The organism is Blautia intestinihominis, assembly GCF_040096655.1.
GTDB lineage: Bacteria > Bacillota > Clostridia > Lachnospirales > Lachnospiraceae > Blautia_A > Blautia_A intestinihominis.
In genome coordinates this window covers 1-15171 of sequence record NZ_JBBMEI010000078.1, presented here as the reverse complement: position 1 = coordinate 15171, position 15171 = coordinate 1, and the positions used below count along the sequence as shown (strand labels likewise).

The following is a 15171-nucleotide window of genomic DNA, read 5'->3' as shown; positions in this document are numbered from 1 at the left end:
GTCACATCGGGGCCGGTAGTCAATGAGAGTCTGGAGACGAATATCGAAGGGGTGTTTGCCTGCGGAAATGTTCTGCACGTTCATGATCTGGTAGATTTTGTATCCGAGGAGGCAGCAGCGGCAGGAAAAAATGCGGCAGATTACATAAAATGGCAGCAGCCAGTGGAAGTTCCGGAACAAAAGCAGAATCGGACAATTATTCTGGAATCCCGAAATGGAGTTCGCTATACTGTCCCGGTAGTGATAAGACCGGAGCGCATGCCGGAAGAAATGACAGTCCGTTTCCGTGTGGGAGCTGTTTATAAAAACTGTTATATCAGCTGCTATTTTGATGAAGAACGTGTTCTTCACAAAAAACGGACAATTCTGGCACCGGGGGAGATGGAACAGATTAAACTGACAAAGGAACAGATTTTAAATGCTTCATCACTGAGAAAAATCAGCATTCTGATTGAGGAGGAATAAAGATATGGAAGAAAAAAATCTTACCTGCATCGGCTGCCCGATGGGCTGTTTCCTCACTGTAAAAATAAAAGACGGAGAAGTACAGAGTGTAGAAGGCAATAGCTGTAAGCGGGGAGCCGTCTATGGAAGAAAAGAAGTGACCAATCCGACCAGAATTGTGACAACAACCGTTCGTGTATTAAATGGCACGGAAAAGGTCGTTTCCGTCAAGACAAAAGAGGATATTCAAAAGTCCAGAATTTTGGACTGTATCCGGGAATTGAAAGAGGTCACTGTTACTGCTCCAGTAGAGATCGGAGATGTGGTTCTGCATGATGTGGCAGGAACCGGTGTGGACATTGTTGCAACGAAAAATATTTCTGTTTCCATTGACATTACAGGGTCAAACGACTATCATTAAAACAGTATGTTTTTCTGTAGGCACCTCTTGCGGATTCGACAGATTTTTACAGAAAAAGATACAGGAGGAACACAAAGGAGAACAGAAATATCATGACAATATCCATGATAGGGATAGATCACGACAGAGCACCGGTAGACGTCCGTGCCCTGTTTGCATTTACGAAGAAAAACGCCGGAGAGGCAATGGAGAAACTGAAAGAAAAAGCAGGCATCCACGGATGCATCATCCTGTCTACCTGTAACCGCCTGGAAATCTGGGCGAGCCATGAGGATGAGCAGGAACTTTCTTTATACCAGTGTCTCTGCGAGCTCAGAAATATACAGGATCCTTCTTATGAAGAATATTTTATTTCAAGAGAAGATAAAGAAGCGGTTGAGCATCTTTTTTATCTGGCAGGAGGTCTGAAATCACAGATTCTTGGAGAAGATCAGATCCTTACACAGATCAAGGATGCACTCAATCTTGCGAGAGAACATTTTACCACGGACAGTGTGCTGGAAGTCCTTTTCCGCATGGCAGTGACCGCGGGCAAAAAGATCAAGACAGAAGCTCCGCTTGCACATGGAAATCCGTCTGTGATCCATCAGGCAGTCAGCAGTCTGCGGAAACAGGGATATGACATGCATGGCAAAATCTGCATGGTTATCGGAAACGGAGAGATGGGTAAGGTTGCAGCGCAGACTCTCCGTGATGCCGGAGCGAATGTCACCGTAACCGTCCGTCAGTACAGAAGCGGAATGGTGAGCATTCCGATCGGATGCAGCAGGATCCATTATGGTGAACGAATGAACTTTCTGCCGAAATGTGATGTAGTAGTCAGTGCGACAGCCAGTCCGAACTATACACTTCGCAGAGAACTGTTTGATGATATCACGCTTACGAAACCACTGCTTCTTCTTGACCTTGCTGTGCCGAGGGATATCGAACCGGCACTTGGAGGAGAAGAGGGCGTTACCTTATATGATATGGACAGTTTCCGCACCGAGAGGATCTCTCCGGAATCCATGGAGAGCATCACAAAAGCCGGCGAGATCGTCAGGGCACAGATGGATGAATTTTTCCAGTGGCTGGATGGCAGGGATGTGATCCCGAGGATCCAGGAGATCAGGGAGGATGCAGTGCAGGATCTGAACCTGCGTATCCACAAGATCCTCAAGAATACACCAATGGATGACTCCGACCGTGCAAATCTTCTCAAAGCAGTAGATACTGCAGCAGGAAAAGTGGTCAACAAACTTATTTTCGGACTCCGGGACAGTCTGGAACAGGACACTTTCCTGGAGTGCGTGGCAGGATTGGAGAAATTATATGAAGAATAAACGTTTTTTTCCAATGTTCGTAGATCTGTCTGACAAGAAAATCGTAGTGGTAGGCGGAGGGAACATTGCGACCAGGAGGATTAAGACTCTTTTGCAGTTTACCAGGAACATTACCGCAGTAGCTCCAAAGACAACGATGGAGCTTCATGAACTTGGCAAGGCAGGATTCGTAAATCTGATCAACCGTCCGGTGAAACGGTCTGATTTTGCCATGGCATTTATGGTGATCGCGGCGACAAACGACTGGAAACTAAACGATGAGATCTATCGAGTCTGTAAGGAGCAGGGGATCTACGTCAATGTCGCAGATGACAAAAGCAAATGCGATTTTTATTTTCCGGGGATCTACATGCAGGACGAGGTTGTTGTGGGAATCACAGCGAGCGGGCTGAACCACAAGAAAGCCCGCAGAGTCCGCGTGGCAATTCAGGAGGCAATGGAGGCATCAGACAATGAAGAATAAGATCACGATCGGCAGCAGGGAAAGCAAGCTTGCAGTGCTGCAGAGTGAGATGGTGAGGGACTACATAAACGAGCATAATCCGGATCTGACAGTAGAGATCCTGACCATGAAGACAACGGGTGACAAGATCCTGGACCGCACCCTGGATAAAGTAGGCGGCAAGGGACTTTTTGTAAAAGAACTGGATCACGCACTTCTGGAAGGAAGGTCAGAACTTTCTGTTCACAGTCTGAAGGACATGCCGATGGAAGTGCCGGCAGAACTTCCTCTGCTGGCTTTTTCCAGAAGAGAAGATCCGAGGGATGTGCTGGTACTGCCGGAGGGCGTAACAGAACTTGACAGATCCAAACCGCTTGGCTGTTCCAGCCTTCGCCGGACCCTGCAGCTTCGGGAGTTATATCCGGATATGGAAGTTGCAAGTGTCAGGGGAAACCTTCAGACGAGACTTCGCAAACTGGATGAGGGACAGTATTCAGCCCTGATCCTTGCAGCGGCAGGACTTAAGAGACTTGGACTGGAATCCAGGATCAGCCGGTATTTTACAGAGGAAGAAATGCTCCCGGCAGCAGGGCAGGGAATCCTGGCAGTACAGGGACGTACCAATGTTGACTATGCATTTCTGGACGGCTACTGTGATGCAGATGCATGGAGCGCAGGAAGTGCAGAGCGTGCTTTTGTACGTTTTCTGGACGGCGGCTGTTCTTCTCCGGTGGCTGCGTTTGGTGTGGTTGAGGGAGAGGAACTTTTCCTTCGCGGACTGTATTATAATGAAGAAACAGGAAACTGGTTCAAAGACAGCATCCGTGGAAAGCGCGAGGACGCAGAGGCACTTGGCATCGCACTTGCAAAACAAATGAAAGAATCCGACAGAACAAAGACGGATAAAGGTGAGGCAGAATGAAACAGGGAAAGGTATGGCTCGTAGGAGCAGGACCGGGAGATATCGGTCTTTTTACACTCAAAGGAATGGAGGTTCTCTCCCAGGCAGAGGTTGTCGTCTATGACAGTCTGGTGGGACAGGGCGTACTTGCAAAGATACCTTCTTCTGCAAGACTCATCAACGTAGGAAAGCGTGCAGACAAGCACACCATGCCACAGGAGCAGATCAATCAGGTGCTCCTTGAGGAAGCACAAAAGGGATATCGTGTCGTGAGACTGAAGGGCGGAGATCCGTTCCTGTTCGGAAGAGGCGGAGAGGAGCTGGAACTTCTGACTGCCAATGGGATCCCGTATGAAGTGGTCCCGGGCGTGACTTCTTCGATCGCTGTGCCTGCTTATAACGGTATTCCGGTAACACACAGAGATTTTTGCTCTTCCGTCCATATCATCACAGGACACAGAAGAGCAGGTAAGGAATATGACATCGATTTTCAGGCACTGGTCAACACAAAGGGAACACTCGTATTCCTGATGGGGATCGCTGCTCTGAATGATATCTGTCAGGGACTTCTGAATGCAGGAATGGACCCGGAGATGCCGGCGGCCGTACTGCAGAAGGGAACAACTTCCGACCAGAAAAGAGTCGTTGCCACAGTTGCAACACTCAAAGAAGAAGTAGAGCGTCAGGGTATCGAGACTCCGGCGATCATCGTAGTTGGTAAAGTCTGCCGTCTTTCTGAGGAATTTGGCTGGTATGAGAGACTTCCGCTCGCAGACTGGAAAGTCCTTGTGACACGTCCGAAGGGCAGAAGCTCCCGCACAGCAGATGAACTTCGAAGAAAAGGTGCAGAAGTCCTGGAACTTCCGTCCATCCGTACCGTGGCACTGGAAGACCAGAGCGCACTTTATCAGGCACTTGATGAGATCAGCGAGTATCAGTGGCTGGTATTTACTAGTCCGACAGGGGCAGAGATTTTCTTTGAAGAAATGTTCTCCATGAAAAAAGACATCCGTTGTCTTTCTTCATTGAAGGTGGCAGCGATCGGACAGGGAACAGCCAAAGTTCTGGAGCAGAGAGGCATTCTGGCGGATCTGATCCCGGAAATTTACGATGGAGACTCCCTGGGAGAAGCACTGGCACAGACCCTGCATGGCGGCGAAAAGATCCTGATCCCGCGTGCCTCAAAGGGAAATGCAAATCTGGTCAGGATCCTTGAAGAACACGGTGCCAGGGTGGACGATGTACCGACCTATGATACCATCTATGACAAAAATCCTCTGATCGATGTAGCAGCAGAGATCACGAGGGGCGGTATCGACTGCGTGGTATTTACCAGCGCATCTACCGTCAAAGGTTTTGTAGAAAGCACAGGACTTTCTGATTATTCAAATGTGACAGCAGCATGTATCGGCAAACAGACAAAAGCAGCAGCAGACAGCTATGGAATGAAAACATATATGGCATCCAAAGCTACGATCGACGATTTGACGACACTTGTTGAACAGATAAAAACAAATAAGGAGTGACAATAATGGATCTGATTCAAAGACCAAGAAGACTGCGTGGCAGTGAGACTCTGCGCAAAATGGTAAGAGAAACAAGAATTGACAAATCTTCTCTCATCTACCCTCTGTTTGTAAGAGAAGGACAGGGGATCGAGGAGGAGATCCCGTCTATGGAAGGACAGTTCCGCTACAGTGTGGACCGTCTCCCGTATGAACTGGAACGTCTGACGAAAGCCGGAGTCAGCAACATCATGCTGTTCGGTATTCCGGATCATAAGGATGAAGTCGGAAGCGGCGCTTACGACGAAAACGGAATCGTACAGAGAGCACTCCGTGAGGCAAAAAAACAGTTCCCGGATCTCTACTATATTACAGACGTATGCATGTGTGAGTACACTTCCCACGGACACTGCGGTGTTCTATGCGGTCATGAAGTAGAAAACGATGCAACTCTGGAACTGCTTGCAAAGACAGCTCTTTCTCATGTTGAGGCAGGTGCGGATATGGTAGCACCTTCTGATATGATGGACGGACGTGTGCGTGCGATCCGTGAATGTCTGGACAAAGCAGGACACAAGGAAGCACCGATCATGTCCTATGCAGTAAAATATGCATCTGCTTTCTACGGACCATTCCGTGATGCAGCTGGTTCCGCTCCGGCATTTGGTGACCGCAAGAGCTATCAGATGGATTACCACAACCGCCGTGAAGGAATGAAAGAAGCCCTGACAGATATCGAGGAAGGCGCAGACATCATCATGATCAAACCTGCAATGTCTTACCTTGACATGGTATCAGAAGTTTATAAGGCAACCAATGTTCCGATCGCAGCTTACAGCGTCAGCGGTGAATATGCAATGGTCAAAGCAGCAGCCAAGATGGGCTGGATCGATGAGGACAAGATTGTGTGCGAGATGGCAGCAAGTGCTTACCGTGCAGGTGTTTCTATTTATCTGACCTACTATGCAAAAGAACTTGCCCGTTTTATCGATGAAGGGAGAATTGGATAATGGGAAGATCAGAAGACTTATTTGAGCGTGCAGTCAAAAGAATCCCGGGCGGCGTCAACAGCCCGGTAAGGGCTTATGGTGCGATCGGAATGGCTCCGCGTTTTATCGAGCGTGCAGATGGCTGCTATATTTATGACGTGGATGGAAACAAATACATCGACTACATAGATTCCTGGGGACCGATGATCCTCGGCCACAACTTCCCGGCAGTCCGTGAGAGCGTGCTCAAAGCCTGCGAAAACGGGTTAAGCTTCGGCTGTGCGACAGAGATCGAGGTCGAGATGGCAGAATTTATCTGCGAGCATATCCCGCATGTGGAGATGGTTCGTATGGTCAATTCCGGTACAGAGGCCGTTATGAGTGCAATCCGTGCCGCAAGAGGTTTTACAGGAAAAGACAAGATCATCAAATTTGCAGGATGCTATCACGGACACAGTGATGCACTTCTTGTAAGTGCAGGTTCCGGCGTGATGACCAGCGGAGTTCCGGACAGTGCCGGTGTTCCGAAGGGATGCACCCAGGACACCATGACAGCAGTTTACAATGATCTGGACAGCGTCAGAGCACTTCTCGAGGAAGCTCCGGATCAGGTTGCGGCCGTGATCGTAGAGGCGGTTGGAGCAAACATGGGCGTTGTCCCGCCGAAGAAAGGATTCCTTGAGGGACTTCGTACTCTGTGCGACCAGTATGGAACACTTCTTATCTTTGATGAGGTCATCACAGGATTCCGTCTTGCATTTGGCGGGGCAGCAGAATATTTTGGCGTAAAACCGGATATGGTTACTTATGGCAAGATCATCGGTGCAGGAATGCCGGTCGGTGCTTACGGCGGAAGAAAAGAGATCATGCAGATGGTTTCCCCGGCCGGTCCGGTTTACCAGGCAGGTACCTTAAGTGGAAACCCGATCGCCATGGCAGCAGGACTGACACAGCTCAAATATCTTTATGAACATCAGGAAGTTTATAAGGATCTGGAAGCAAAAGGTCAGAAACTCTATGGAAGCATGGAAGAGATCCTCAAGGAAACAGGAAGCCCGTACCAGGTAAACCATGTTTCTTCTCTGGGAAGCATCTTCTTTGCGACAGAGGAAGTAAGGGATTACACTTCTGCAAAAGCTTCCGACACAAAGAAATTCGCAGAGTATTTCCTGCACATGCTGAAAAATGGAATCCACCTCGCACCGTCACAGTTCGAGGCAATGTTCCTTTCCACAGCACACAGTGATGCCGTGATTGAGGAAACTCTGGACAAAGTCAGAGGCTTTTTTACAAAATAAAAACTGAATAAGGATTAGGATCTGTCCGCAGGAACTCATTTTATTTATTTTTGGGAGGGCACTTATGTTTCGGATCGCAGTATGCAGCAGTCAGACGAACGATAAGAACGAAACCAGCAGGACCATACAGAAATGGATAAAACGAAATATCACAGCAGATGCAGAGCTCTGCCAGGTGGAAAGTGTAGAAGAACTTCAGAACATCATGGAAACACAGCCGGATAAGTATAACTTTTGCATTATGGATATGCCTGCCCTTAAGAGTGCTTTTGAGGCGCAGACAGAGCAGAAGAAGCATCCATTACTGATCCATGGGACAGATTCGATCCGACATATTTTTGTGGAAGATATCATGTATGCAGAGAATTCCCTGCGGCGCATCACTTACACGCTGTACAACCGGCAGAAGATCATCAGTGTCCGGCGGGCGGGAAGTTTCGAGAGCGCAGTCGGGGAAATTGCAAAGGCACAGGCTTTTATGCAGCCGCACAAGTCTTTTTTTGTCCAGCTCCGGTACATTTCCGAACTGGGGACAGATCATATCCTGATGGCAGACGGCAAGAAGATCCCGGTAGCACAGAGCCGCCTGGTCACGGTACAGAGCAGGTATCTGCATTATCTCACACAAAGAACGAAAGCATGAATAAAAACTCCACAGACTGTTTGATAAAAACGGTCTGCGGAGTTTTTTTATATGCATATCGTGGTCTGCGCAGAAACAAGGCGCAGTGCGCAGAATCAAAGAACAAGAAGTGTATAAAATCTGCTATGATAACACTACAGAAGAAAAAGAGATGCGTGACCGCTTCTTCAGAGTACCTGAATATTTTTTTGGAAAATGCCTGATGAGTTTTTCGGCAGTTCTTTGAAAATCAAACAGCAAAGGAAGGAGAGGTGGCGTTGAACGGTAAAAAAAGAATCACAAAGATACTTGCCATGATAATCTGCCTGATCTTCTGCACCAACCAGGTCGCAGTTTATGGGGCGGAACTTGTTTCGTTTTCCGATGGGGTGGAAGAGCAGGGAGAGATATCATCTGCAGGCATAGAAGAAATGGATTCTTCAGAGACAGAAGAGGAGGTATCAGCTGACAACAGTCCGGGTGATTCAGAAGGGACGGAGATTTCGGAGGAAGATTTTTTAGATAACAGCACAGAAGAGAATCCACAGGAAATGCAGGGCGATGGATCTGAAGGCACTGCGGATGCTGCGATTGAAGATGATCTGCAGGACAGTACAGAAGATGTGCAGGAAGAAGTTTCCGATGCGTCAGAAGAACTGTTTCTCTCGGAAGAAACGCAGGATGTTTTTTCGGCAGGAGCTGACAATATCCCAGTCTATTCATCCGAGATCAGCCAGGATATCTACTGGCAGGACAACAACGAAGGCGCACAGGCGGGACGTCTGAGTGCAGACGAGTATGCAGCGTGGTTTTATCAGTACGGCAAGGTGGAGGTGACATATCAGGATTCTGACAAGACACAGAAAACACAGATCATGAAGGTGAGTGAACTTCTGGTGAATGGTCAGAGCGGGATCACGATGGAAGATCTTGAGGGAACCGGACATTATGTGATGCATTTTGCACAAGATTCACTGAAAGGAAGTCTTTCCGTTACAGGAAGCGATGGCCAACTATTTAATGCGACGATTCAGACGATCACACTTCTCCCGCCGGATCCGGAGACAGACAGAGACTATCCACAGGATGATAAGCTGGCACAGAATTATAAGTTTCTGAATGTTCCGGACGAGAAAGTGAGGGAGGAATACACCTCTAATAAAAATATCGGGTTTGGATGGTATTACATCAAAAAGATGGATGTTACTACACATGTGGAGATCCGCTGTGGCGATATGAGCTGTGGCAGTGATCTGACAGATGCAGTACAAAAGGAACTGTATCTTCAGTATCAGAAAAAGAATCAGGATGTGAACACCATTTCCAGTTCGCTGGAACAGACTCGAAATGCACAGGTAAAAGAACAGAAAGACGGAAGCAAAGTTGTTTCCATGGACATCACAGTTTCCGGACTGCCGCAGTATCGTATTGACGGCACGGAGATCCTCTATGATATCCGGGAAGGTGATTCGCAGGATTATCGCCTGAACAGCTATGATCCGGGGGAGGGAGATTATTTTAGCATTGATTACAACAACACAGATCTCTCCAATCATGGCACAGATACTACAGCGGTTTATAATGGTGGAACGATCATCCTGACGCGGCGCGGCACGGCTTCCTATCAGGCAGAGAAAGAATGGAAGGATGCGGAGGACTGCACAGAGCGGCCGGAAGTATCTTTTACCCTGTGGCGTTACAGCAAGCGGGGGGATGCGAGTTACCGGAAGGCATCTCAGGTGAAAAACAAAGAAGGGGATACGCTGAAATATGTGATCCCTGCAAACAGCACTGAAGACAGCCAGAAGATCACGTTCGAATATTTGGCGAATCCTGGAGCAGGAAGTGTATGCCTGACAGAGCAGGAAGCCCTGCCGAAATATGATCCCGAAGGATATCCCTATGTGTATTTCACACGAGAACGCATGGAGAATAATGGAAAGTATGAGCAGGTTCTCGGGAAGATTACTTACAAAAAGAATGGAGACTTTGCGATAAAGGATACTCTTCCAGATGGAGTTACCCGTGAAAGCACAGACAAAAGCATCTACAACGACGGCACGGTCAGCAACGTTCTCACCGGAACGGTAACGGCTGATTACACTAAAACCTGGCGTGCTCTTGCCTGGCAGGGTGAGCTTACGGATGTGCGGGTAGAATTTGCGCTGCAGGCCAAACATGTTGAAAGTTATGGAACAGATGATGACCAGTGGTACACAGTACAGGAAAACGGTGCAGATGTGACACAGAGCCTGTCTGGATTCGACGAGGAAATGACCTCCATGTCCGGGAGCAGAAGCATGCCGAAATATGACAAACTTGGACATGAACTGGAATACCGATGGATAGAGATTGGAGTATATCAGGGAAATGATACCACGAATCTGCTTAAGAAAGATGCAGATTCCGGGAATGCTTCGTTTGTCCTGACGCAGAAAAACAAAAAAGTTTCTTATACTTCTTCTGTGGAAAGTGTGCTTAAGGAAGACGGAAGTTATCATTCCGAGATCGTCAACCAGATAGAGCGAAAGGTAAATTACAAAGTTGTCAAAAAATGGCAGGAGGCCGAAGGCAATGAGACAGAAGCACCGGAAGATGCGAAGATCACACTGGCACTGCTTCGGCAGGATTCCACCAATCAGGTAAAAGAACTTGGCACACTGACTCTGGATGGAGAGAAGGACAGTGTGGAAACACAGATCCAGGATGAAGAAGGGAATGTGATCCGTGCGGCAGAGACAGAAAGCTGGCAGGGGGAATTTCTTGATCTTCCTCTCTATGATAAGGACGGACGCTGGCACGATTACCTTGTAGTGGAAAAGGACACAGATGCTTATCGTGTCATCTACGGCGAGGTTCAGTTTGATGAAGAAACTTTAACTTATTACAGGGAGATCATCAACCGTCCAGGTGCTGGGAATTTTCAGTTTATCAATGTCCGGAAGGAATGGATCGACGACAGCGACGCGGAGCATCGTGGTGACGTGACATTTACGATCTATCAGCGAATCGGAGAAAATGAGTTTCAGGAAATCCAGACAGTGACGCTTAAGGCACTGGATTTCTGGCAGAAACAGGTGGAGATCCCAACGGATCTTGATCTGAAAAATATCCTGGTGTTGGAAACGTCTGTTTCACATACCGGCAACAACGGAGAAGCAAAAGTCCCCTGTGATCTGTCATCCAACACTGCCAGAGACTATAGCGGTGAAGAAATGGAACAGATCTGGAAACGCTATCAGGACAGTTCTTCCGCGCAAAATCCGGCGATTTATTATCATTCGGATGAACACTGGTATCGTGTCATGTTCCAGACGAAAAACATCGAGGGGATTTCCTATTATACCATCACAAACCAGAGACTTGGAAGAATCCTTCTGGATGTGACAAAAGAATGGATCGATGGTGACGGAACCAGAAGGACCGAACTGCGAGAAGCTCTTAAGACGCAGGGGCTTGGTCTTTATGCGAAGCTGATCTGTGACCAGGCAGGTGTGATAGATTATCAGAAAGGGACGATCAACACCGGAGCAGGTGAGCACGCTCCTGTTGATGCAGATGGAAAAACAGTTTCCATGTATCAGGAGATCAGCATTGACACGGCGGTAAAAAATCAGAAATTTTATTTCTATGATCTTCCAAAATACGATGAGAACGGATCTGTCGTTCACTATTCCGTGAAAGAAGTCTATGCAAAAAAGACTCCTGACGGCAGTTATCAGGAACTTTCCCTGAATGAATTAAAACAGACCGGGATCACAACAGAATACACTTCCCTTACTTCCAGTAAGTATCAGGTAGGAGATTCCCACACAAAAGACCAGCAGCATTTTTATCTGAGAAACAAACTCAGCGGAACGAAGAAGATCGTCTTCCACAAGCAGTGGAAGGATCATTATCGTTTCGAAAAAGGCGACCGCCCTGACATTTATTTGAATCTTTACCGTCAGGTGCATGAAGCAGATGGAAGCGTGAAACTGGAGCTGTTTTACAAAGATCATCTCTGGCGGCCGACAGAAGAAGGAGACAGCCATTATGACTGGACTGTCGATTTTGACAATCTGCCGAAGTATGATGAGTATGGATATGAAATTTTGTATTATGCGCAGGAAAAAATGCATGTCAACGCCGAGCTTTTTGATTACACAACGGTGGAATATCTTGATCCGGAAAAAAATCTGATCGGAAATGAGGAGGGATTTTTGGAAGAAGTGACGGAGAACACCCGTCTGGCGCAGCTGTCTGATGGAAGCTGGATTCTTGGTGAGAACGGAACTTTTGTCAATCGCTTGAAGGAAGATATTCGAATCGAAGGCAAAAAGATCTGGGGAAATGTCCCGAGAGGTTTTGACAAAGCGGTACTTCCAAAAGCAACCTTTACCATTTACCAGAAACTGGAAGAAGAAAAGGGAGAAGGCAGCGAATGTGCATCCGTTACGATCAAAGACTGGTCGAAACAGTATGTCAATGCAGCATACCGTTTTCTTCTGGAATATATGGGTGAAAACCGTAACCGGATCGATACAGATGCAGATGGCAGACAGAAACTGACTGCCGAAAGTGCAGATGGAACAGATCAGAAACTTCCTCTTTATGATAAGGATGGAAGACGATATTCCTATACAGTCAAAGAAACCATGGAGGGGATACCGAAAGACCGGGAAGGAAAGGTGTTTTTACAGCCGGAGATCCATAACTTTATGGTAGAGAATTTTTATGAAAGTGAGAAAGGAAATCTCACCGTTAAGAAAATTCTGGAGGCAGAAAAGACAGAAGAAGAAAAATATCCTTCTGTAACCTATGTTCTGACCCGTTGTTATATGGGAAAAGACGAGAATGGAAAAGATGTACTGAAGCGGGATATATCCTTCAAAAAGATGTTAACGCTTGATTATAATGAGTTTTCTCCTGTTGGAAAAGATACAGGATTGGCATCCGCAGAAGGAACGTTTGAGGATCTGGAAATTTATGCACCAAGTGGCGAGAAATTTCAGTACAGAATTGAAGAGAAAAAAATATCAGAAACTTATGACAGTTACAGTCTTGCCTTTGCAAAGCCGGGAAACCGTGACAAAGCTGGCAGACTGATCCGGGGACAGACCGGAGATCAGCTACAGGGAGAAGAAAATCCACAGGAATATAGGGTAGAGAATCTGTATGCTTCGGATGATGAAGAAAAAATTCCAGATGCGACGTTTAAGAATGTTCTCAGCGATGACAGAATTGTGATCGAAGGAACCAAAAAATGGGATGACAACAATAACCTTTTTGGTTTCCGTCCGTCTGTGGATGAATTGAACAGTCAGGGACTTATTTCGTTTGAAGTGATTCGTTATGCAGAGGCACAGCCGGGAATGAGAAATGCCATCGGAAGTGCACTATATCCATTAAAAGTTGTTGATGAACAGGGACATAAACCATATCAGATTGTCTGGGAAAAAGTGAAAGGAAAAAACGACAGATATCTGTTTCAGATTACAGGAACAGATGGAGAACTGGAAAAGTATGCACCAAATGGAATGCCATGGAAATATGGTATTCGTGAAATATATGCAAGGGACAAAGAAGATGGACTTCCGGGTTATCGCGACAATACGAGAGATTACTGGTGTTATTTTTATGGAAAAAAACATTTGCTGAAAGAAGATAAAACTTATAAAGCAGAGGTAGCAGAGACAACCGTTACCAATCATGTCCGGGTAGTGACTGCACGGATTGAAAAGAGATGGCGTACACTGGATGTGAAGCATAAAGATGCAGAGAATGCAGACCAGGTATTTTCTGAAAGACCTGAAAATATCACAGACAAATCAGATATCCGGGAATCTACGGGAGCAGATTATCTGGGATATTACCTGTCATTGCAGTTTGTATTGCAGGGAAGAGTAAAAGCCTGCTATAACGCGCAGGGAGAAAATGTTGCGCTGGAAGAACCTTCTTCCTGGATGGGACTGAAAGAATTATTTAAAGGAAGCAGGAAAGAAAAAGGCTTTGCACAGACACGACCGCTTCAGGAAATTCTGAAAGATCTGGTACAGGAAGATGCATCTGTTACAGTATCTGAAAATGGCGTGAATGTTATTTTGCAGGGGTATATGAAAGATAATACATGCTGGATGCATAAGCTGCAATATCTTCCGAAATATGCAAAAGGTGGAGCTTACAATAAAGAAGGCTGTTATTATGAACTGGAATACAGGCTATGTGAAGAAAACATTTCTTTCAGGCAGTCGAAGGATGCGGAAATCTTATTTAAAGTGGATTTAAGTAAGGCATCACTTTCAGAAACACCAGATGGCATCTTGAATGAGATCATCAGCCGCGGAACAGGAAAATTTGATCCATTTTTTGTGATGGGATTTTTTAGAGGAACTTCCGGTACGGATTATTCCTATGGAAATCACGAATCAGACAGTTTATCTGTCTGGGCAAATGCATTTCCGGTTACGAGACTGAAAGTGAGTAAGGTATGGAATGATACCAGTAACGTGTATGGTACCAGGGTATTAGACAAAAATGGAAACTGGACGGTGAGCTTTGCAGTACAGAGGCGGGCAGTTAAACTGGAAGCTGGATCAACCTGGAAATCTCCCTGGCAGAATCTGTCTTCCACGGATAAAACAGGAAACAAAACAGAAGTCAGAATCACTTTGAGCGGCGAAGACAATGTAGAGGCAGAGGACATCAATGAGAAATCAACAGAACTTGGAGGGCTTCCTGTCTATGGTATTGAGAGTATTGACGGAACATATCAGGTGGTTCGATATGAATACCGTGCAAGAGAACTTAATACAGATGGAACAATGATTACTGAGCCAGAGGGAGAAACTTCTGTAAATCATGCGTATTCTGGATCTTTTTCAGGTGGGATTTATGATGTGGATTATCAGGATGGAAAGAAAAAGAATAATGAGACAGATGGTGACTGGAGATATCGTTATATAACTACAGTTATAAATTCTTTTGATCCGACCGTGCGCTATGCAGAGAAAAAATGGGATTTGTCCCAAATTCCGGAAAAATTCCGAGATGAATGGAATTGTCCGGAAATCACGTTGGAAATTCAGTATCAGAAAGCAGATGGAAGTTATCAGTCTTTCAGCAAGAGGGCAATTGTGGTGCTGAATGGAGAAAAAGATAGTGGAGTAACACAGGATACTTCGAAGGATGGACTGCTTCCGGCATATGGAGAATACGATTCCTGGAAAGCCATCTGGAAGAGATCGG

Annotated in this window: 9 protein-coding genes and 1 pseudogene; all 10 read left to right on the top strand. The window is 46.4% G+C overall.

Features of this window, described 5'->3' with window-relative positions; translation table 11 throughout:
* A pseudogene (locus tag WMO75_RS16415) lies at positions 1-465 on the top strand (pyridine nucleotide-disulfide oxidoreductase); the annotation flags it as partial.
* 4 nt (positions 466-469) lie between these two features.
* Positions 470-865 (top strand): DUF1667 domain-containing protein, encoded by a 396-nt coding sequence (locus WMO75_RS16410; protein WP_022215630.1) that lies wholly within the window; start codon positions 470-472, stop codon positions 863-865.
* Between the two features lie 92 nt (positions 866-957).
* Positions 958-2187, top strand: coding sequence for a glutamyl-tRNA reductase (gene hemA / locus WMO75_RS16405; RefSeq protein WP_227222819.1), 1230 nt, complete (start codon positions 958-960; stop codon positions 2185-2187).
* Positions 2177-2650 carry a precorrin-2 dehydrogenase/sirohydrochlorin ferrochelatase family protein gene (locus tag WMO75_RS16400; RefSeq protein ID WP_022215628.1) on the top strand — a complete coding sequence of 158 codons (474 nt, stop codon included), beginning with the start codon at positions 2177-2179 and terminating at the stop codon, positions 2648-2650. Before hemA ends, WMO75_RS16400 begins: the two co-directional genes overlap by 11 nt.
* Positions 2640-3551 carry a hydroxymethylbilane synthase gene (gene hemC, locus WMO75_RS16395; RefSeq protein ID WP_227222818.1) on the top strand — a complete coding sequence of 304 codons (912 nt, stop codon included), beginning with the start codon at positions 2640-2642 and terminating at the stop codon, positions 3549-3551. The genes WMO75_RS16400 and hemC overlap by 11 nt, the downstream gene beginning before the upstream one ends.
* Complete coding sequence (cobA, locus tag WMO75_RS16390; protein WP_227222817.1) at positions 3548-5056, top strand: uroporphyrinogen-III C-methyltransferase; 1509 nt, start codon at positions 3548-3550, stop codon at positions 5054-5056. Before hemC ends, cobA begins: the two co-directional genes overlap by 4 nt.
* A gap of 5 nt (positions 5057-5061) precedes the next feature.
* Positions 5062-6045: a porphobilinogen synthase gene (gene hemB, locus WMO75_RS16385; RefSeq protein WP_118698189.1), complete on the top strand. Its 984-nt coding sequence runs from the start codon at positions 5062-5064 to the stop codon at positions 6043-6045.
* Positions 6045-7322 (top strand): glutamate-1-semialdehyde 2,1-aminomutase, encoded by a 1278-nt coding sequence (hemL, locus tag WMO75_RS16380; protein WP_022215624.1) that lies wholly within the window; start codon positions 6045-6047, stop codon positions 7320-7322. Before hemB ends, hemL begins: the two co-directional genes overlap by 1 nt.
* A 64-nt stretch (positions 7323-7386) precedes the next feature.
* Positions 7387-7965 carry a LytTR family transcriptional regulator DNA-binding domain-containing protein gene (locus WMO75_RS16375; protein ID WP_118698188.1) on the top strand — a complete coding sequence of 193 codons (579 nt, stop codon included), beginning with the start codon at positions 7387-7389 and terminating at the stop codon, positions 7963-7965.
* A gap of 257 nt (positions 7966-8222) precedes the next feature.
* On the top strand, positions 8223-15171 hold a 6949-nt coding region (locus WMO75_RS16370), incomplete at its 3' end, for a Cna B-type domain-containing protein (protein ID WP_349078540.1).

Coding starts and splice junctions, on each gene's coding strand:
- hemL (WP_022215624.1), top strand. CDS start 6,045: ATGGGAAGATCAGAAGACTTATTTGAGCGTGCAGTCAAAAGAATCCCG.
- hemA (WP_227222819.1), top strand. CDS start 958: ATGACAATATCCATGATAGGGATAGATCACGACAGAGCACCGGTAGAC.
- WMO75_RS16375 (WP_118698188.1), top strand. CDS start 7,387: ATGTTTCGGATCGCAGTATGCAGCAGTCAGACGAACGATAAGAACGAA.
- WMO75_RS16410 (WP_022215630.1), top strand. CDS start 470: ATGGAAGAAAAAAATCTTACCTGCATCGGCTGCCCGATGGGCTGTTTC.
- hemB (WP_118698189.1), top strand. CDS start 5,062: ATGGATCTGATTCAAAGACCAAGAAGACTGCGTGGCAGTGAGACTCTG.
- hemC (WP_227222818.1), top strand. CDS start 2,640: ATGAAGAATAAGATCACGATCGGCAGCAGGGAAAGCAAGCTTGCAGTG.
- cobA (WP_227222817.1), top strand. CDS start 3,548: ATGAAACAGGGAAAGGTATGGCTCGTAGGAGCAGGACCGGGAGATATC.
- WMO75_RS16400 (WP_022215628.1), top strand. CDS start 2,177: ATGAAGAATAAACGTTTTTTTCCAATGTTCGTAGATCTGTCTGACAAG.